This is a genomic window from Legionella maceachernii (assembly GCF_900167045.1).
Classification (GTDB): domain Bacteria; phylum Pseudomonadota; class Gammaproteobacteria; order Legionellales; family Legionellaceae; genus Tatlockia; species Tatlockia maceachernii.
In genome coordinates, this window is sequence record NZ_FUXJ01000026.1 from 1 (window position 1) to 19,959 (window position 19,959).

The following is a 19,959-nucleotide window of genomic DNA, read 5'->3' on the forward strand; positions in this document are numbered from 1 at the left end:
CTATTGTTAAAAAAGTTGTTAATCTCCACGGAGGAAAGGTCATGGCTACACAATCACCGATATTAAAAGGTGCTCGATTCACCATAGTACTTCCAATATGTTCTTAACGATTAAGATTTTAGTTTTGGAAGTTGGTCCTCAACTGTAGCATCTTTTGAAGTATCCATCTCTTGTTTCATCCCAACCAGTGCGTCGATAACCGCTGTTAACTGGAGTTTTGCATTTTCAAAACGTTTGGGGATAAATTCATCTTCCTCACCATCAATCGCTTCTCCAGTTCCAATGCCTTTTTCAAGAGCGCTGATAACCACACTAAGCTCTGATTCAAACGCCGATAATAGTTCATTACTCCCCGTTGCAGATTGCAAGATTCCATGCAATTTTTCCACTACATCTTCAGGAATATAAAGAGTGCCTTCACTGCATTTGCTATATTCACGTTTCGCAATAGGTAATGAAAGTAGTTCATCAGCCTTGTGTTGACTCATCTGAAATATTTGTCTAACAGATTGTTTTAGTTCTATGGGAGTTGGTGGCGAATTGCTAGATTTCAAAGATGCGAGAAGCTTATCACTAGCAGTTACTCTTCCATCTTTGCTATGTTCTTGCGCTGTCTCGATAGGAGTCTGTCCTTTTTCATTTCGCACTTCAAGACTAGCACCACACGCTAATAACTTTTTAATGAGATGTAACGGCTCTTTTCTATAATTATAAAAATTCTGTACCGCATAGTGCAAAGCCGTCATGCCTTTTTTATCAGCACTATTAATATCAGCGCCATGTTTTAATAATAAAGCAATGACGCTATCATTACTTGGGCCACCAATAAGGACTTTTCCACAACTTACCATTGCCAGGTTTAACAAAGCTTTATTAGCTAGAATTGACTCTAGCAAGTCTTCATGACCTTTAAATACAGAAGATTCTTTTAAACCTAAGAGAAGTTCTAGTACATCTCTATCTGTCAGTTGTTCTATAGGGTCCGCCCGACCTAAGATATCACGGACACGTGTTAAATAATTTTCTTGTTCTTTACCTAATATTTGATTTTCCTGTTCAACAAACTTTGCAACATCTTCTCCTTCAAATCGCAATTCTGGAAAACCCTCAATTTTCTTTAAATCTTGAATGTTTAGAATATCTCGATTTAAAGCGATTTTTGCTATCAGTTCATCGGCTCCGTCTTTACCTAGAATTGCACGGGCATATTCTATGGTGTTAACTTTTAATTCTTTAGCTGTTTGTGTTGAGGCAAATAAAGATTTTCGAACGGCAACTTGATATTCACCATGATGAAAAATAACACTGTTTCCAGCCTTCCAAATATTTCCTGCCATCGATGTGATAGGGGATGCCGGCGAAAGGGATCGGAAGCCGGTCTGTACATCTTGCGCATTCCATGGTCCAGTTCCACCAAACGTGATTTCTGGATGTTTCACTGATACTCTTTCTAAAAATGTTTTTTCCTGTGAGTTTGCTGCAGCATTAAGTTGATTGTCTGTATTACAACCTTCTAAAGTCACAAAAACTTCACCATGATGTGCGGGCAATGCTCGTTTAAAACCATGTAATAAATTATCAAAATTATCATCATATAACTGCTCACTTGGGCCATGGCAATTACCCATACCATATTCGCCACCACCAGCATGGCCCATAATAAATAATTTTGGGTTCTTCTCAAATATATTGTCTAGTTCTTCCGGTAAGTCTCGTTTGAGTTCATCCAAACTACTATAGATTTTTGGGGATCTATCACACTGATCGAAAAAATAATACTTCAAATCAGAGCCTTCTAAATAGACGCCAATTGGAACAAATTGCTTGAACCGTTGTTTTAAGTGAGGATTTATCACCACACCTCTCTGATTTTCAGGCAGTGGATGATCTGGATCTGGTTTATATATTAAGATTTCTATTGCAGCGTCTTTCATGGCTCATCTCGACTATTACTTAAAATAATAGGTTGATTTTATCAAAAACACTCGGCTCAAATGTATATATATTGTACAAACGTTCTAAAATGATACTTTTGTCGAGGGTAAATGATTATAGATTTGCGATATATTTGGTGAAGCTTTCATAACTGGACGAAAAATCTCAAGGTCGAGGCAAAAGAATTTTTTACTATTTTTCATAAGTCTTACATAAGATCGGTGGCTGTGATCTGTATTTATTCCCAAGCCGCTGATACAAATACATATCCTTTTTTATGAATTGTTTTTATACGATAGGGCTTTTTATTATTATCATTCAATGCTTTTCTTAAACGTGATATTTTTAAATCGATACCTCTATCAACCCCATCATATTCATGCCCAGAAAGAGCATACATAATGCTATCTCGACTCAGCAACCTATCATGGTTCTTAACCAACAAAGCAAGCATTTCAAAGTCACTGGTACTTATTGAAATTTCTTCATCAAAGAGATGAACACTCTTAGTACTAAAATTGATAGAAAAATTGCCAAATTGAAATTGATTTTGATTATTCACTAAATTAGGTCGACGTAACAATGCCTCTATTCTTGCTTTCAAAACCTCGTCTGCAACAGGTTTAGTTAAGTAATCATCTGCTCCTAAATTTAAAGAGGATACTTCACTTTCAATATCATTAATTGCTGTTAGCATGAGTATTTTCCCCAAATACTCATCTCTAATGGTATGGCATATTTGATCACCATTCATGCCAGGAAGCATTATATCTAATATTACTAGGCAAGGTTGCTCACGAATGATGCGATAGACCGCTCTATCACCACGTTTTTCAATAGAAACATCATAACCTGCTTCTTGTAAGCTTTCTTTGAGGTAATTTGCTAACTTAACGTTATCTTCTACAAGCAATATTGATTTATCTTTCATTCGTTCTGTCTAAGCCTCTTTAAATAAGAAAACTCTCTAAACAAATTTAGTCTGAATTGATTTTTAAGTTCAGTGTTACATAGATATCAGTAGGTAAGCAAACACACGGTGCATCCGTACATTTTATATACAATTGATCTGTTTTAACTCGATATAATGATAGCTAATGGGCGAATCTGTGGAGATAAATTATGAGCGCTTATGTTAAAAATTTTGATGAACATAAAGAAATCAAATCTTCACGTGACATTTGCAAATCATTAAAACCTGTTCCCACAGCATATATGGACAATAAACATTGTGAGCATTGCTATCCCGAAAAACGTTCTCATTTTCGAAGAAAATTTTTTAATTTATTCCATTATTTTATATTCAATCCATTTATCTATCTTTTATCTAAACTCTTTCTCCTATCAGAGCATGATTTTTTACGATTCAATAACCTATTAAATCAGTTGGTCATTAATATTTTTCAAAAACTAAACCTATATACCAAGACTCAGACCATTGATAGGAAACAATTCAATAACAGTGTCCTTGCATTTTGGGATGAAGCACAAAAAAGAGGGCTAGAGCTGTATAATTTTAAGGAATCTAACTTGCATACTTTGTATTTTAAGTTGGTCTACAATAGGAAAAAATATTATTTCATACAGACTCCAATCTCTCTTATTTCTCAAAAAAATACACGCTTTGATGAGGATACTAAATATGATAATAAATGGATCCTCAAGAAAAAATTATTAGATAGCCAAATTCCCTGCCCCTTAGGGAGGGTTTTTATTTCCAGCAAAAAAGCCTACAACTATGGCATTTCATTGGGATTTCCTCTTGTGGTTAAGCCATTATCTGAATCTCTAAGTATTCACACTTCATGTACTATTCAAACTCCAAATGAATTAAAAGAAGCGATAAACATAGTAAAGCAAGTTGATTTTCGCGTGCTGGTTGAAAAACACATACCTGGGGATGTTTATCGGTCATTAATTATTAATGATTCATTAATCGCTTGTGTGAGGCGACAACCTGAGAGCATTGTTGGCGATGGTGTAACTACACTTCAAGAGTTAATTGATAAAAAAAATAAAGTTACGTGGAAAGAAGGTCATGGTAAATATCCATATAAAATTACTCCAAATAGCAACTTGATGAAAATTTTGTCAGCCCAGGGAGTTGCTCTTAATACGGTAATAAACAAGGGACAACAAATCTTTATTGCAAAAAAAGTTACTATGAGTAGTGGTGCAAAAATCAGTGATGTTACCGATCTGATACATCCTGAGAACAAACTATTATTGGAAAAAGCACATAAAATCCTCAATATACCGCTTACGGGTCTTGATTTTATTTGTCAGGACATTTCTCTTCCATGGCATAAGCAACAATTTGGAATTATTGAAAATAATAGCTTCCCTTACATTGAATTACATCTCAATCCGTCTGATGGGAAAGGAATTAATGTAGCAGGTAAAATTTGGGACTATGTACTCGATGTTTTAAGTCAAAAAAACGAGTAACCCAATAAATGTACAATTTATATACAATTGGGTTTTTTTAACTCGGTATAATAACAGATAAGTAAATCTTTATTCGGATGAAACCATTATGAACTTGCACTGGAGTATTCTCATGAAAAAAGACAAAGAAAAGCATCAGCCTGTCCTTGAATCCATAACGGCAGATGAACCCAAAACCTCTTCTATAGCATTAGCTTTACAACAATTTAGAAAGGAAGCAGAAAAAAAAGAGGCTGCTGCGGAAGGTGCAAAAGCACGCTGTCCGACTTGTTTTAAAGAAATCGCACCTAAGCGCCTTTGTTCCGGACATGGCGCAGGTGGTAGCGGAGGTGATAGTGCCACCTCTGATAAGAAGACATCTGAGGAAAAAGCGAGTCCTGGTGAAGATAAATTCCTAACTAAATCAGGCAAAGTAGTTGGGTCTGAAGATGAATTGGTAGGAGTGTTTGGTTCAGAAGAACTTGATTTAGAGTCTGGTTTTGACCCAGAAATAATTGAAAAATTAATTGCTGATGGGAAATTGTTGGTTGATAGTGATCGTGAATCAATGACTCTTAAGCTTGAATTACAATGTGATCCTAATGAATTAACTCCAAAGCAACGACATGAATTAAAAAAATTCATGGAAGCGATTATAAACGAATTCAGTGAATTTAAAGAAGACAATCATCTTTCTGATGATTGCATACAAATCCTTCAAGATGAGAAGGGAAACATACATTCTCTTCGCATTACCATGCCCACATTAGCTTTATACGATGCATTTATCCAACATCTAGCAAATAATTTAGTACCCGTACCCAGTCCGAAAGCACAAGAAAGAGATGAGGTAACAAAAGAGCAAAGCTTTGCTCCAAATCCACTTTCGAAGGAACCCAGGCCGTCTAATAAAGATCAATCCTCCACACAAGAAGCTAATGAGATACATAATAAATCTGAAGATGGGGAACAAGAAATTTTTAACCCATCTCCTTTTAATATGAAGCCGTGGTAATAAAGAGCAGGGGTTTATTGATTATTGTAAAGAACTATTCAAGATCCCATTTCGTATCCAATAATACGATTACGTAATTGGGAAATACCATTTTATGCTTTCTCCAAGACGGAGCCCTTAAGTCTTGACACAAGAGCGTTGAGGTCATTGGTTGTAGTGTTGATGCTCTTCAGTGGGGCGTCGATTTATAACTGATATTTATTTTTCTGGTTTTCTTATTTATCTGATTGAATGGTGTAGCTTTTTAGGCTATGATTGAAGCTTAGTTGGCTTCAAAATAAAAATCATGTTTGATACTTCAATATTGTTTTCTGAATATCGGCGGCGTGTGCTGGCACTTTTATTGCTTCATCCTGATGAGCGTTATCATGTCCGAGAGATTGCGCGGTTAACGAATACCACAGCGGGTACACTTCATCGAGAACTATCGAAACTTGCTAAATCCAAAGTACTTCTGCGCGAGCAGAGTGGTAATCAAGTTTATTACCAAGCAAATCGAAATTTTCCTATTTATACGGAGCTTGCAAGCATTTTAAAGAAAACGTCTGGTTTGGTGGATGTGTTGTTTGATTTTTTAACTCCATTAGCTGAAAAAATTGAAGTAGCTTTTGTTTTTGGTTCGGTGGCCAAAGGAACTGAAAACCTTGGAAGTGATATTGATGTGCTTATTATTGGTGAGGTTGATTTTACAGAAGCAGTTGAGGCTCTTTATGCTGCTCAAGCGAGTTTAGGGAGAGAAATTAATCCCAAAATATATTCCAGGGAACAATGGAAGGCATCTTTACAAAAACAAGATCTTTTCATTCATGAGGTTTTAAATAATCCCAAGCTATTTATTATGGGAGCTGAACATGACCTTGGATAATTTAATTGGCATCAGCCTGGAAAAAATACCACCTCACCCAGATACCATAAATCGGCTTTTGAATGCTGCTGAACGTAATATTGTGGATTCAAAAATTGACTTGGTTAGCGCGGAGAATCGCTTTGATGCTGCCTATAAAGCAATTATGCAAATAGCAAATGCAGCACTTCAATCTCATGGATATCGAACCTTGACTTCTAAACCAGGACATCATCAAACGATGATTCAGTTATTGCCTCAGACTTTAGGTATTGATAAAAAAACAGTGATTATATTGGATGCTATGCGTAAACAACGCAATATTGCAGATTATTCTGGCGATATTATTCCTGAGAGTGCAGTAATAACTTGTATTGCTCAAGCAGAAGCATTGTTAAAGGATTTTAAAAAATGGCTGAGTGTTAAAGATGGAAAACAACAGTGATGTAAAGCAACAACTCAATGAATGTCTTGAGGTACTAACAAAGATTTTAGGCGCAGATCTTTTGGGCGTTTATCTTTATGGTTCTTATCTTGTAGGTGGTTTGCAAAAATACAGTGACATTGATTTATTTGTTGTAACAAATCGTACCACAACTTCAAAAGAAAAGATGGAGTTGACTAACCATCTTCTCCAAATATCAGGCATTTACATGAAAAGTACGAAGCCACCTATAGAAATGACCCTTGTGGAAAGGGAGGCTATCAATCCTTGGCATTATCCTCCTCTGTTTGATTTTCAATACGGTGAATGGCTTCGTCCATCATTTGAAATGGGCAGTTTTGAACCATGGCCTGGTCGTGAAATGCCCGATCTTGCGCTGATTATCACTCAAGTCTTATTGAAGAGTCATACATTGCTGGGTGAAAGACCTGAACATCTATTAGCCCCTGTCCCATATAGCGACTTTATAAAAGCGATGCTTCATGATCTTGAGAGACTTTCAGCTGAGCTTGAACAGGACACTCGAAATGTATTACTAACCTATGCACGGATTTGGAGTACATTAGAAACTAATGAGATTCGATCGAAACCTGATGCAGCCAATTGGGTGATTGAGCATCTACCTAAAATGTACCAGCCTGTTATGAACAGAGCTAAACACATATGCATTGGTTTGGAAGAAGAGTATTGGGATGATATTAATGTACTTGTAAAACCCTGTGCCGATTTTATATTAAGTAGAATTACCGATCAAAAGTTATCAATAAATCCAAAAAATCCTTGCACCTTAATAAAGTTAGCATAGATAGCAAGGCCAGAGACTAAAATTTCTGCCATTAGTGTTATTTCAATAAGGTGCATTTAGTCATTTGCAGGCGTTCTGCTACATTGCTACACGACCATTAAATCATTGGAGTATTCTAAATAAAATTGTGCATTAAATCATAGAGTAATTTGGGTTTTGCTATTGCAAATTAGATCAATTATTTGTAGCAAAGTATGTGCTACTATCTTGCTACATTATGCTACACCACGAGCGCCAAAAAAACACATCCTGAAATAGACAAAAGAGGATGTCATCAGCCACAGAAAGGGTTGTGTCGATTTGATAATTTTTGAAATGCCCTATCTTTTATAAAGAGTTCCTTATTTATAATAAATCTATACAAAAAAGGAAAATAGTAGAAAAACGAAATTGTGCGAAAATTTTATTTAAACTTGCAATGTGTAGCAGTTAGTAGCATTTATGTAGCGTATTTATTGCTACATTTATGTTGGGTGTTTTGATATAGAGATGGCGCCTAGATCCTTTTGGAATCACTATTATCAAGTAAATGAAAATCCGTCGTTAAGAAAGTGTAGCAGTTGTAGCATTGTATCCCATAAAGTAACTTTTGGTTGTAATCAGGGTTTGAACCAAGCAGTGATTTTCATCAGTGAGTTGCGGGTATTTCAGAAATAAACTCCACTTATGTGATCAATGTCCTTAGGTTCCTTAATTTGGTATTATACAGATAGATTCTAATTGCTCTTTTTAATCACGATGCAAATAACAAAAACCACAATAAGAGAAAAGATTTATCATATACGCAACCTTCAGGTGATGCTTGATAGTGAGCTTGCAGAAATATATGGAATTGAAACAAAAGTTTTTAATCAAGCAGTAAAGAGAAATGAAGAAAGATTCCCAGATTCTTTTAGATTTCAATTAACAGTAGATGAATATAAGGCTTTAAGGTCACAAATTGTGACCTTAGAAAATCTATCTCGAGGGCAACATCGCAAATATATGCCTTATGTTTTTACAGAACAAGGGGTTGCTATGCTCTCAGCAGTATTAAGAAGTAAAACTGCTATTGAGGTAAGCATTCAAATTATGGATTCGTTTGTAGAGATGAGGAAGTTCTTTACAGCACATGCTGATTTAGTTACAAAAATTCAGCATATTGAACAGAAACAAATTTTGCATGAGGCTAAAACCCAAGAAAAATTTGAGGCAATATTCTCTGCATTAGAAGAGAAACCAGTTGTTCCAAATCAAGGTATTTTCTACGATGGTCAAATCTTTGATGCATATTTATTTGTGTCAAAATTAATTAGATCAGCAAAAGAATCAATAATATTGCTTGATAATTATGTCGATGAGACTGTTTTAGAACATTTGTCTAAAGCTGAACCTCAAGTGAAGATTTATATACTGACTAAAACGATCAACAAGAATTTGAAATTAGATATTGAAAAGCACAATGCACAGTATAAGAAGATAGAACTATTCCAGTTTGACTTATCTCATGATCGGTTTTTAATCATTGATCAGTATGATATATATCATATCGGCGCATCCTTAAAAGATTTAGCTAAGAAGTGGTTTGCTTTTTCTAAGCTTGGGCATAGTAGCTTTGGGTTGATGGAGCGAATAAATTCAATCATAAAAAGCTAAATATTTTAAGGTCACAATTTGTGACCTTAAGTTACTAATTACTTGATAAATAAAAAATTGTATCGAAAGTTGGTGACATTTAAAAAGTGAACCCTAGAGAATTATTTTGTCATAAATACAACATTAGATAACGTGGATAAGGCTATTACTCAGATCCCGATACTGAGTTTTAACGATAGGTCATAGATATGAACCCAACTCTCGCTGATTAATTATTTAACAGAGTGAATTCAAAAAAATGAAATTTAATACCATAAAATCAATAAAGTACATAATGATGAGCTTGTTATGTGGGGTTATAATGTCGAGCTATGCTGAACAACAAACTATTTTGTTAATTGCTGATCCAAAAGTACTCGCCGTACCAATTACAGATAATCATGAACCCATGGTTGATTTAAAAAAACAAAGCGATATTGCTTATGGTCCTTCGCCTGAAATTTCGAATAATACTGATTATACAAAATTGCGAAAAACAGTTTATGAAAAATTAAAACAAGCACAAGCTTCGTTACCACAAGGATTACATTTCTGCTTGTATGAGGGGTATCGAAGTCTACAATTACAAAAAACATTATTTGATGCACGATTTGCAAAAGTTAAGATGGAGCATCCTGGAAGATCTCGGCAACAATTATTTAATGAGACCACCAAGTTGGTTTCTCCTGTAGTGAATTTTGATGGCTCAAAAAACATTCCGCCTCATGCAACCGGTGGAGCTATTGATGTCTATTTACTCAATGAAAAAGGAGAAGTGGTTGATATGGGTATTCATCCTAAAGATTGGATGAAAGACTTAAATGGCTCCCTGTCATTAACAAATTCTAATGTGATTTCAAAAGAAGCTAAAAAGTACCGACAGATTATGAGTGATGCATTAAACCATGTTGGTTTTGTCAATTATCCCACCGAATATTGGCACTGGTCTTACGGTGATCGTTATTGGGCATACAACAAACATAAATCTCATGCGATTTATGACAGTTATACATTAAATTAATACAGTAAGAACTAGACTAAACTGTAAAGATCCATTTATATCATTTCAAAATGAAAAACCTGATAAGAGGGTGATTCATAGGGATGAGCGTTCTTTAAAGCTGCAACAGCAGCTTTAATTTGCTCATCAGTACAGACAATTTCTACTTTATATTCAGGTACTCTTTCAAGCTGATTGATTTTTCCTATAAAAGCATGGCTGCCAGGTAATGGCATAAATTGCCCCTCACCTAATGTTTGCCAGGCACAATGCTGGTAATGATCAACGCTTCCTGCTCCTGTAGCAAAAATAGCATTTTTAACAATTTCTAAATGTGTTTCTGGAACACAAAAACAAAGCATATACATGATATCACCTATGGGGAAATTAATTCTGTTTTCCAAGAGCCCTCTATCTTCGTATAACGAATTACTTCAGAAAAAGAAATAGAGCCGACTGTGTAGAAAATCCATGTTTTGGGGATAAAGCGAAAGCCGAAATAATACTTACTCATAGGGATAGGAAGGCTTGAAAATTGCTCACTCAATTCTTTTTTCCTAGTTTCCAATTGATTTAGATCTTTAATAACAAGGCCGGAAGTAGGAGCATAAGCAGAAAATCTCAATTGGCGCTCACGAGGAAGAGTTTTCCAAAAAGCCTCATTTTCTTCTTGGGAAATGGGTATTGCTGTACCTTCTAAAATAACTTGTCGGCTTTGCATCGCAAATAAAAAATTTAAACAGGATTTAGGGTTATTTAATAATTCAGCAACCTTGCGTGTTTTTTGTTGTGTAAAAAATAAAAGACTCTCTGTTTCAATTTCGCGAATGGCCACCACTCGACTATGAGGTTCACCAGAACTGTTGCAAGTGCTTAAAACAGCACAAGAAGGATCCTCAATCCCTCGTTCTTTTTCCTTGTTCAACCATTCTTTTAGCATATTAAAGGGCACAAATTTCTCCTGTTAATTGGTGTACTAGAGTTAATGTATCAGGTTGAACTTATACTTTGAATGCACGAGGGTTCACTTCCACCATGGTTTTTGAACCTGATTTTACAATGCGTATTTGATTGTGCTCCACTAATAATTCAACAGCTAAGTCGCGTTTTATTTTATCTCGCAGTGGGCTTAATTGTTGAATAGTTCGTAAGGTTGTTGAGCTAATATTTTTTTCAATAAACCAGTCCATTAGTTTGAGGGCATCGGAAAACTGCAAAGAAACGGTCTCAGTAGGCATAATTCGTCGTGCTTCTTGCAAATGCCAACTAATTATTTCAATGGCATTTTCGGTATGCTCTACACTAATATCCCCAAGGCGTCCTTCAAATAGATGAAATAGAGCTGCAAGCCGCGCTGTATTTTCAGCGGCTTTTGACGCAAAATCAACGACATCGACCCACTGGCCTTGAGGCTTTAACCCAGCTTCTACAGCATTAAAAAATAAAATCCATTGGTGTTTTGCGGCCATGCTCATTTTCAACAATGGAAGTTGAATACAACCTTGATGGCTTAATTGTTCTGACTGGTTTAAGCAGGCAGTGACACGTTGCTCATAATGGGTTAGAGAATGTAAAGAAGCAGGCGGCTCTTGGTAAAATCGATTTCCCATACTGTTGGCAGGATAAGCCATAAGGCAACGAGCTAAAAAACCGCTTTGTCGACTAATACCCGATGCTTGCTTGGTAAGTTGTTGTAAGATAAGCGGTTGCATCATCAAGTTAAGTGTTAAACGCCGATTTTCAATGGTAAATCCTTGCGTTGTTTTACGATGCGCCGTGAATGTCTTACCGTCCCACAAACGATTAAGCAAAGCTACAAAACGAGTCGGATTGCCTTGCATGCTATGGCTACCTAAGATGATACCTGCCTCATCAGACCAAAGGGAAGCGGAAGGCCAACCTTGGGCTAAATGAATAGCCAGTGCTTCTTGGGTAGCATCTTCAAAATAAAGAGTGGGTTGCAAAGGAATTTCCGGTTCTTGATGAATTAACTCATCAAGCATTTCTTTGGCATAATCCGAGTCTTCTCCCGTATAGGTTGCACGTTTGATTTGGGAGAATAAACTGTCTTTTTCCATTTGCCATACTTGGTGTTGCGTTAGCGCTGATAACACTTCAGGTTCACGCCTTTTACGAATAAGTGTTTCCCAATGACGCGCTGCTTTCGAAAAAACATTATCTGCAGCTGTTTTTCGGGTGCCAGAGCCGCTGGCAATTAAAAAATAAAGTGATACTGGACTAATTAAATAGTTGTCTCGTGCTACATTAGCAAGTGATTGGCATGATAAAGACATATTAGCCAAGGCGCTGCATGCAATCAAAGGCAGGGGCTGCTGTCCATATTGTTGATAGTCTACTACGGCTTTTCTAACAATTGAGGGAAGTGCCTCAACTGGGTAAGGACAATCAGGAGCTAAGATTGGAGAAAGTGGAATAGGTTGTCCCCATTTGATGCTTTGATGTGGATTATTTTTAATCTCTAATTCATTTTGTTCGATAGTCATTATTTTAAGGATTGTATTTTGTAATAGAGTTTTATTTTACCCTAGCTTCAATATCATGCAAAATGAGAGGACTGAAAAGCTCTGTAGCTAAGAAAATAGAAGATCAAATACAAGAAGTACTAAATTATTGGGGCAACTACTAATTAATTTTTAGTAGTTGCCGTATAAACCAGCATTATGCTAATAACAGCCAACATTCTGTAAGCAGTTCTGTCTCAGCAACTTCATGATCAAAGTTGTAATAGCAAAAAATACAGGGCAAATCACCCAGCTGTTCATCGGAGCTTGGCAACCAATCACGATATAAACTATAAACGGTATCACTAATAGTATCTCGTGTTCCTTTATGCGTTGCTACAGCATAACGTCCTGCAGGTAAACGTCTTTCAACGATATTACCCTCAAGTTTTATTTGTTCTGGTACAGTAATCGCTAAGTCAAAACGAAAATCGGACGGCTCTGTTGTCTTAGGATCGTCGTAAGCAAAACCAAACGCTTCTCCTGCTTTTGGTTTTAAGTTAATTGATTGAGATTTTGCCCAATCAATTAGCTGGTTAACACTTTCACCTAATTTTTCAGGCGTACCTCGATGTTCAATAACCGCTAAACGTCTAGCAGGTATTTCTTTAATCAATACATTCATAATATTACCCTGGTTTGGCAATAAATACGGTGGATGCTCCCAAAAACTCCAATTTGAATGCAGCCTAAACTCACTAGGACTCAGTCCACAGCTTTGTTTAAATACACGAGTAAATGCTTCATGAGATTCAAATCCCGCACTTATTGCAATTTCAATAATGGTTTTATTCCTATCTACGATTAATTGATGAGCTGCTCGTTTTAAGCGAAGCCACCGAATATAATGTTGTAGTGATAAACCCGTATAAGCAGTAAATAATCGATGAAAATGATATTTTGAAAAGCAGGCAATTTGACTCAATTGAGTCAAATCAAGCTTTTCATCAAGATGTTTGCCGATAAACTCAATTACTTTATCTAATTGTTGCTTGTAATTCATGCTTTCCTCAATTTAAGACCATCAAACTATTTACACAAACCATGTTATCTTATTTATGGAGATATACTTTGACCATTTTTGCTAATTTTAATGCTGTTTCAATTGATGTAGCCAAACTCAGAAGCAACACTAAAAGCGATTCATGTTAAGGGCAAGAAACAAGCTCAAATAAACCTTATCAGGCATTGAGCAAATAAAAAATGACGATAAAATGTAAGAGTCGCAGAAATTCAAACCCACCTCATTTTCAATTTTTATAACTATTCTAATAACAAGATGAGTATATTGGGACTATAGATAAGAAGATACTATGAGTGTATTAAAATTTATTATTCAAAGAGCAATCCCGTACCGTTGGTATTTGTTCGGCATTTTTGCTGCTATGTGTCTTATTACTATTGATAACACATTAAAGCCTTTTTTGGTCAAACAACTTATTGATACGGTTTCTGGAAGACAAAGCACAAATCTATGGCTTATTGCTGGATTCTATGGATTTTTGCAAATAATGCTGGTCAGCAGCTGGACTCTTAGTGATTATTGTTTGACCCGTTACGTTGCCAAATTTAGGCTGGATGTCGCTGAACATTTTATGAAACGTCTCTATGATTATCCTTATAGTTTTTTCCAGAATCAATTGTCAGGAAGCTTAACTTCCAAGCTAAATGATGTATTTCAGCATTTGCCCCATCTTATTTTTACTCTCATTAATCCGTTTTGCTATTTTCTGATACTCATTTCTATTTCTCTTGTGTTGCTCTTTTTTGTTGCCCCAGTTTTTGCGGTGATATTAACTCTCTGGGTGCTTTTATTTTTTTTAATCACCTTTTTTTCATTGCGACAAAGCATCATTTTGAATAATGAATATTCTGAAGAAAAAGCAAATATTATTGGTCTTTGCGCAGATTATCTAAGTAATATGCTAAGCGTTAAAACTTTTACGACCAAGCAATATGAGCTCGGTCGTTTTGAACGTTTAAAGAAGCCTTTTATTGCTATTGCTGAACGTGGCGGCTTTTATCATACCTGGCTTTATGCCATTTTAGGTCTTTTTACTTCAGTTTATGCCTTTGGATTTATTGTATTTTTGATTCTCGGTTACCAAAAAGACAGCTTAAGCCCAGGAGATTTTGCGCTGGTTGTAATGCTTAACTTCAATATTATTAATACAGTCTTTGAACTATCACATAAATTAAGAGACTTTGTTGTTGATTGGAGTGCCGTCACTCAAGCATTAGCAATGCTTGAGGAAATGCCCCAGAAACTAGACAAGAAAAACGCAAAAAACCTTGTCGTTAATCAGGGCCAAATTGTCTTTGATAAGGTTAAGTTCAATTATCATGGGGGATATTCACTTTTTCAGAATAAATCGGTTGTCATTGAAGCAGGGCAGAGAGTGGGTTTGGTGGGTTATTCTGGTGGAGGTAAATCGACCTTTGTGAATCTAATCTTACGACTTTATGATGTGGTTGATGGTCAAATTCTAATCGATGACCAAGACATTCAATCTATTACCCAAGATAGCTTACGTCAAGCGATTGCTATGATTCCCCAAGACCCAATGCTTTTTCATCGAAGCCTGATGGATAACATTCGTTATGGCAGGACAGGAGCTTCGGATGAGGAAATCATTTTAGCCTCTCAGAAAGCTCATGCTCATGAATTCATTAGCAAGTTACCTCATGGTTATGATGCTTTGGTTGGAGAGCGTGGGGTTAAGCTTTCAGGCGGTCAGCGCCAGCGTATTGCCATTGCTCGTGCCATTTTAAAAAATGCGCCTATTTTAATCCTAGATGAGGCCACGTCTCAGCTGGATTCCATTACAGAATCCAACATTCAAGACAGTCTTTGGGAGTTGATGCAGGGAAAAACAACCTTGGTCGTTGCTCATCGCCTATCTACTTTGTTGCATATGGACCGAATTTTAGTATTTGATAAAGGACATATTATCGAAGACGGGACACATGCTGAACTACTAGATCGCGCTGGTTTGTACAAAACCTTGTGGGATGCTCAGGTTGGCGGCTTTTTACCAGATAAAAACCCTTCGGATCAACTCAATTAATACTTAGAACAGTCCTAAGTCAGAAGGCTTTTGCTCTCCTTCTTGCTGTCCTATAGTAGCGACTGTTGTCTGCTCCTGTAAATGTTGGTTCATTTCTTGAGTTGGCTTTTCTTTTACACGCTTATCAAGAGGTAATTCTTCTCGTATTGATAACCATTGCCCAATAGCACTTAAATCACCAACGATAGGCTCTGCAATTTCTCGAAAAACAGCGGCCCCATTCTCGCTATTAGTGAGACAAACAACCGCTTCATCTGTAGTAAGATTAATCGCTGCTAAATTGCGTCCAGTTCCATTGTCACCCCAATGAAAAGCGATACGGGTTCCATCGGTATTTTTCTGAATCCCAATGCCTAGACCCCAAGAGATTTGATCTAAAATATCAGTAGGAACTCCCTGGCTCATTGCTTTAGTATCTTTATCTCTTAACGATGAAACAACAGGTTTGAACATTTCCCACCTAATATAGGGATCGTTAACACAGGCTTTTAAAAATTTTGCATAATCAGAAGTTGTTGTATACAAAGAGCCTGCCGGGTGAACCATATAAAATTTTTGCTTAAGATTTACTGAACCATCTTTATCATGACCTATTGCTATTGTTGCAGCATGTGCTGGGGGATGACCAACAATAGTAGTCACAAGGGGTAATTCCCTTGCTTCAACCGGTATGGGTTTTGACCAAAAAAATGGTGGTATTTGAGCAAAGCGGGCTTTGATTTCTTTTAGACTTTTTTCTTCAACTTGGCTGGAGTTTTTTTCAGTAATTTGTACACTGCCGTCTACTGCTCTTTCAGCAACAAATAATTTATCCTTATGAAGGATAATACTTAATTGACCATGTACTTCTAAAGTATCTTTTAATAATTTTTTAATGTGTTCAGGCGTTGGCTCTTCCTCTTCATCTGGCAGTTTAATAAGACTGCAACCCGTTGGTGGCATGAAACTACTGTCAGTCATACCTATCTTAGCGAATTCTTCTTGGGCTAAAGCTTCCAGTGATTTTGAAGTAATGTGTTCCACAATTTCACCTGAAAATTGATAAGCCACACCTGAATAATCAAATTGTTTTCCTGCTTCAGAAACATACTTTAGAGATTCTGGGGATGAAAATTCGTTAGGTAAACCTGCTTGATGGGATAGAATCATACGGGCGGTTAATTTTTTATAATTTTTATCAGCTCGCATCTCCGGAGGACCAAAATCACCGTACTCATGAAGTGGTTTATCTAAATCAATGAGACCTTTTTGCGCTAGTTTCAATACAATATAAGCAAATACAGGCTTACTCAATGAAGCGGCTTCAAAAACAGTTGAACTAGTAACTTCTTCTGGTTTGTTGACATTAGTCACACCCACCTCTTGCGTAGTAACAACTCCGCGGTCAGAAATAATTGCTGTAGCAATACTTGGGATATTAGTTCTTTTTTGCAACTCACCTAAGGAGCTTGTTAGCTCTTTAGATGGATTGGGTCTTGGAAATGGATTTATGCCCCAATTATTCGTTTTACCACATAGCTCATCAAGAGTTCTAGCAAAACCCCATTTGGGGAAAAAATAGTGTGAAGCCAGTTCTATTTGAATTGTCGAAGGGATAATGTGTTCCGCAAGAATATGTCCATTATGTGAATTAGCAAAGAATACCACGGCACTCTTATCTTTTAAATTGACTGCAACCCACGCTCTACAATCATTCATGTCGCCTGAGTGGTAAGCCGTAACAACCTCTTCCTGTTCATTGGTTTGTAGCCCCCAACCTAAGCCCCATGCGACATGACTTAAAATGAGCTCGGGTATCTTGTCTCTAGCAATTCCGATCGCTCCAGCTAAACCTCTATCGTGCGTCATGAAGGCATGCGGAACAAAAGGATTTTCAATGGAGTTGTCATGGCTTAGATGTTTGACAAACTTTGCATAATCTGTTGCTGTAGTTCGTAGTGTATTGGCGGCACATGGTTTGGGTTCTTTACATCCATATTGCGAGATTACAGCTTCTATCAACTCCAAATTGTTTGAAAGTTTACCTTTATCAGGTAACTGTCTAAGAATTCCTGGAACTACTCTTTCCGGAAAAGAGCGATTGACTATTTTTCCATTCTCTAACCAATAGGCTGTTAGTTGCTCATCTTCTTTTAGTATGACAATCTGACCAGGCTTCATTTCATCAAACAAGGGTTCTTTTTCAGCATGCAAAAGCAAGTGATAGGCCTTTGGTGGCTCATAAGTGCTATGATTCATGTCACAATGATCAAACACATGGTTTTTGGCCAATGTTTCTAGATTTGCTTCAGTCAATTTTTCAATCACTTGTTGTAAGTACACAATACCAACATTTGAATATCCATGCATTTTTTCTTTAGAATCTTTTTCTTTAGGATTAGGAATGAACTGAAACTTCATTTCACCATGAGCAAGGCCTGTTGTATGTGATAACACCATCCTTGCAGTAAGTGCTTGGGCACAGACAACAGCAGATGTGTCAGACATATCAAATTTCATTCCATCTATCTCAAATTCTTCTAACGGCAAGATATGAAAAAGAGGGGTATCTAAATCAAATTGACTCAGGTTGAATTTATCTAAATTAAATTTACCTGTCCCTTTCTCTGCTTGATTCGTCGCATTTGACTGAATCAACTTTTGCACTAAATAAGCAAATACGGGTTTGCTTAGCGAGGCTGCTCCAAAAACGGTTTCTGGTTTCACTCTCGTAGGTGGTGTAAGACCTGTTAGAGTAGTTATTAATTCAGACTCTTGGGGATCGGCCAATTTATAGGTATCAGTACAACTTTTTCGTAACTTTTGATAGGAGGATTGATTACTTTCATTTAACTGTATTTGATGAACGCTTTGTGTCGTTTGATTTACATAATAAAGTTTGTCGTCAAATAAAACTACAGCATCTTTAGTTCCTAATCCCAGCTTATTAAAGGGACACTTGAGTGGATCAACTGGTATTGCAAAAAGACCGCAACCCTCTGTAAGGCCTTGTTCTTGAGTAGATATGATTCCATCACTGCTTATGAAGGCAATAGAAACTCCTGGAATCTGTGCTTTAGACATGACGTCCAGCAAAAGTAATTCTGCCATTTTTGCATAAGACATAAAATTGCTCAAAATACAAACTAGTGATTTAATTATACCTGATGCCGTAAAATTTATTCTCAATCAGCATTTTTTTACGAATTTTTTAACATTGGCGGATGCTCAGGTTGGCGGCTTTTTACCGAACAGAATCCCCCTAGATGGATTAAGTTGATATTTAATTAAGATTGGATCGGTAAAAATAGCACCGATCCAAATTTACATCTATTGTTTACATTTTGTAGGCATCTAAGATACTTTTAAGCCAAGTCTTTGCCTCTAGACTGACCTTGTCATCATTCAAAGCAATGTCACAAACAGCATATTTTCGTGAAATTTCTTCACCATACATATCATCTAAGGCCTTATTCCAAAGCATTAGTACAGTGGAAGCTGAAGTTTTTCCTACTTGTTCAAGAATGCCATAAAGTCTATCCTTCCAATAAGCATCTAAAGCTTTTTCTAACCATGCCATGATCTCTGATGTTAATCCAATGTCGTCAAGACCTTTTCCTTCTCCAAATCCTTTTTCCCATTTTTTGGTTCTTAGATGAGCATATTTTTTACCGTATACGCTGTTAACCCATTCCATGTAGTTTTTTCCTGTTTGGATACCTATAGTGGAATCAGGATCGTGTTTCATGTTTTGTTTCAGTTCATCTAAGAGTTGATGCCATTGTTTTTCAAACTCAGCCTTATTATTTGTTTTCATTTCCTTTTCAAACGCTACATATTGTTTTAATTCATCAGGAGTGAATATTTCCTTAACCCAATCATGTTCAAGATGTTCTGCCATTTTATATACCTCAATCAGCTGAATAATGGTTTCCCATGGAATGGATTGATTGATATCAACAGAGTTAATAATGCTTCTTAAGGTTTTAGCTCCGGAAGTACATGCCGCTGCTTTTTGTTCTAACACTTGAGCTTGGGCCTCAAAATGGTTTAGCGCATGACGTTCTTCAGAGAGCAAGGTTTTGATTTGTGACAACTCAAAACCAAAAAACTTTAAAGCAATAATCTGTTGTAATTTCAATAAATCCTTCTCGGAGTAAATACGATACCCATTGGACTGGCGCAATGAAGGTTTAAGTAAACCAATGCGGTCATAATGATGCAATGTTTGCACCGAAACACCGGTCAATTTGCTTAAGTCTTTTACGAACCATTGAGTCATAGTATTACCTCCTTAGGAACAAA

At 36.5% G+C, this 19,959-nt stretch carries 16 protein-coding genes; 8 read left to right on the forward strand and 8 right to left on the reverse strand.

All coding sequences use genetic code 11. The features are described from left to right. Window positions 1-110 precede the first annotated feature (110 nt). Window positions 111-1,934, reverse strand: a complete 1,824-nt coding sequence (locus B5D33_RS15420; RefSeq protein ID WP_058452291.1) for an ankyrin repeat domain-containing protein — start codon at window positions 1,932-1,934, stop codon at window positions 111-113. Window positions 1,935-2,173: 239 nt separating this feature from the next. Beyond that, window positions 2,174-2,866 carry a response regulator gene (locus B5D33_RS15425; RefSeq protein ID WP_011212550.1) on the reverse strand — a complete coding sequence of 231 codons (693 nt, stop codon included), beginning with the start codon at window positions 2,864-2,866 and terminating at the stop codon, window positions 2,174-2,176. Window positions 2,867-3,057: 191 nt separating this feature from the next. On the opposite strand from B5D33_RS15425, the gene B5D33_RS15430 reads away from it, so the two are divergent. The 7 genes from B5D33_RS15430 (at window position 3,058) to B5D33_RS15460 (ending at window position 10,106) form a co-directional block, all read left to right on the forward strand. Beyond that, complete coding sequence (locus B5D33_RS15430) at window positions 3,058-4,383, forward strand: hypothetical protein (RefSeq protein ID WP_058452969.1); 1,326 nt, start codon at window positions 3,058-3,060, stop codon at window positions 4,381-4,383. Between the two features lie 112 nt (window positions 4,384-4,495). Beyond that, window positions 4,496-5,377, forward strand: coding sequence for a hypothetical protein (locus B5D33_RS15435; RefSeq protein WP_058452970.1), 882 nt, complete (start codon window positions 4,496-4,498; stop codon window positions 5,375-5,377). Between the two features lie 286 nt (window positions 5,378-5,663). Continuing rightward, window positions 5,664-6,242 carry a nucleotidyltransferase domain-containing protein gene (locus B5D33_RS15440; RefSeq protein ID WP_058452971.1) on the forward strand — a complete coding sequence of 193 codons (579 nt, stop codon included), beginning with the start codon at window positions 5,664-5,666 and terminating at the stop codon, window positions 6,240-6,242. Beyond that, entirely contained in the window at window positions 6,229-6,666 is a 438-nt protein-coding gene (locus B5D33_RS15445; RefSeq protein WP_058452972.1) for a hypothetical protein, read from the forward strand. Before B5D33_RS15440 ends, B5D33_RS15445 begins: the two co-directional genes overlap by 14 nt. Next, window positions 6,650-7,471: an aminoglycoside adenylyltransferase family protein gene (locus tag B5D33_RS15450; protein ID WP_058452973.1), complete on the forward strand. Its 822-nt coding sequence runs from the start codon at window positions 6,650-6,652 to the stop codon at window positions 7,469-7,471. The genes B5D33_RS15445 and B5D33_RS15450 overlap by 17 nt, the downstream gene beginning before the upstream one ends. Window positions 7,472-8,209: 738 nt before the next feature. Further along, on the forward strand, window positions 8,210-9,106 hold the full coding sequence (locus B5D33_RS15455; RefSeq protein WP_058452974.1) for an ORF6N domain-containing protein: 897 nt from the start codon (window positions 8,210-8,212) through the stop codon (window positions 9,104-9,106). Window positions 9,107-9,407: 301 nt separating this feature from the next. After that, the gene (locus B5D33_RS15460) at window positions 9,408-10,106 is read left to right on the forward strand and encodes a M15 family metallopeptidase (protein ID WP_058452975.1); all 699 of its coding nucleotides are present in this window, start codon (window positions 9,408-9,410) and stop codon (window positions 10,104-10,106) included. A 35-nt stretch (window positions 10,107-10,141) separates the two neighbouring features. Here the strand turns inward: B5D33_RS15460 and B5D33_RS15465 are convergent, their stop codons facing one another. From B5D33_RS15465 to B5D33_RS15480, 4 genes are all read right to left on the reverse strand, one after another. Continuing rightward, on the reverse strand, window positions 10,142-10,453 hold the full coding sequence (locus B5D33_RS15465; RefSeq protein WP_058452976.1) for a YqfO family protein: 312 nt from the start codon (window positions 10,451-10,453) through the stop codon (window positions 10,142-10,144). An 8-nt stretch (window positions 10,454-10,461) separates the two neighbouring features. Continuing rightward, window positions 10,462-11,037: a pyridoxine/pyridoxamine 5'-phosphate oxidase gene (locus tag B5D33_RS15470; RefSeq protein WP_058452977.1), complete on the reverse strand. Its 576-nt coding sequence runs from the start codon at window positions 11,035-11,037 to the stop codon at window positions 10,462-10,464. A 49-nt stretch (window positions 11,038-11,086) separates the two neighbouring features. Then, window positions 11,087-12,589 carry a YfjI family protein gene (locus tag B5D33_RS15475; protein ID WP_058452978.1) on the reverse strand — a complete coding sequence of 501 codons (1,503 nt, stop codon included), beginning with the start codon at window positions 12,587-12,589 and terminating at the stop codon, window positions 11,087-11,089. A 175-nt stretch (window positions 12,590-12,764) separates the two neighbouring features. Then, a complete protein-coding gene (locus B5D33_RS15480) occupies window positions 12,765-13,610 on the reverse strand; it encodes an AraC family transcriptional regulator (RefSeq protein WP_058452979.1) in 846 nt (281 codons plus the stop codon). 310 nt (window positions 13,611-13,920) lie between these two features. On the opposite strand from B5D33_RS15480, the gene B5D33_RS15485 reads away from it, so the two are divergent. Then, complete coding sequence (locus B5D33_RS15485) at window positions 13,921-15,675, forward strand: ABC transporter ATP-binding protein (RefSeq protein ID WP_058452980.1); 1,755 nt, start codon at window positions 13,921-13,923, stop codon at window positions 15,673-15,675. 3 nt (window positions 15,676-15,678) lie between these two features. On the opposite strand, the gene B5D33_RS15490 is transcribed toward B5D33_RS15485, so the two are convergent. Further along, window positions 15,679-18,780 (reverse strand): serine hydrolase domain-containing protein, encoded by a 3,102-nt coding sequence (locus B5D33_RS15490; RefSeq protein WP_058452981.1) that lies wholly within the window; start codon window positions 18,778-18,780, stop codon window positions 15,679-15,681. A gap of 211 nt (window positions 18,781-18,991) precedes the next feature. Beyond that, window positions 18,992-19,936 carry a MerR family transcriptional regulator gene (locus tag B5D33_RS15495; RefSeq protein ID WP_058452982.1) on the reverse strand — a complete coding sequence of 315 codons (945 nt, stop codon included), beginning with the start codon at window positions 19,934-19,936 and terminating at the stop codon, window positions 18,992-18,994. Window positions 19,937-19,959: the final 23 nt, after the last annotated feature.

Coding starts and splice junctions, on each gene's coding strand:
- B5D33_RS15420 (WP_058452291.1), bottom strand. CDS start 1,934: ATGAAAGACGCTGCAATAGAAATCTTAATATATAAACCAGATCCAGAT.
- B5D33_RS15425 (WP_011212550.1), bottom strand. CDS start 2,866: ATGAAAGATAAATCAATATTGCTTGTAGAAGATAACGTTAAGTTAGCA.
- B5D33_RS15430 (WP_058452969.1), top strand. CDS start 3,058: ATGAGCGCTTATGTTAAAAATTTTGATGAACATAAAGAAATCAAATCT.
- B5D33_RS15435 (WP_058452970.1), top strand. CDS start 4,496: ATGAAAAAAGACAAAGAAAAGCATCAGCCTGTCCTTGAATCCATAACG.
- B5D33_RS15440 (WP_058452971.1), top strand. CDS start 5,664: ATGTTTGATACTTCAATATTGTTTTCTGAATATCGGCGGCGTGTGCTG.
- B5D33_RS15445 (WP_058452972.1), top strand. CDS start 6,229: ATGACCTTGGATAATTTAATTGGCATCAGCCTGGAAAAAATACCACCT.
- B5D33_RS15450 (WP_058452973.1), top strand. CDS start 6,650: ATGGAAAACAACAGTGATGTAAAGCAACAACTCAATGAATGTCTTGAG.
- B5D33_RS15455 (WP_058452974.1), top strand. CDS start 8,210: ATGCAAATAACAAAAACCACAATAAGAGAAAAGATTTATCATATACGC.
- B5D33_RS15460 (WP_058452975.1), top strand. CDS start 9,408: ATGTCGAGCTATGCTGAACAACAAACTATTTTGTTAATTGCTGATCCA.
- B5D33_RS15465 (WP_058452976.1), bottom strand. CDS start 10,453: ATGTATATGCTTTGTTTTTGTGTTCCAGAAACACATTTAGAAATTGTT.
- B5D33_RS15475 (WP_058452978.1), bottom strand. CDS start 12,589: ATGACTATCGAACAAAATGAATTAGAGATTAAAAATAATCCACATCAA.
- B5D33_RS15480 (WP_058452979.1), bottom strand. CDS start 13,610: ATGAATTACAAGCAACAATTAGATAAAGTAATTGAGTTTATCGGCAAA.
- B5D33_RS15485 (WP_058452980.1), top strand. CDS start 13,921: ATGAGTGTATTAAAATTTATTATTCAAAGAGCAATCCCGTACCGTTGG.
- B5D33_RS15490 (WP_058452981.1), bottom strand. CDS start 18,780: ATGTCTTATGCAAAAATGGCAGAATTACTTTTGCTGGACGTCATGTCT.
- B5D33_RS15495 (WP_058452982.1), bottom strand. CDS start 19,936: ATGACTCAATGGTTCGTAAAAGACTTAAGCAAATTGACCGGTGTTTCG.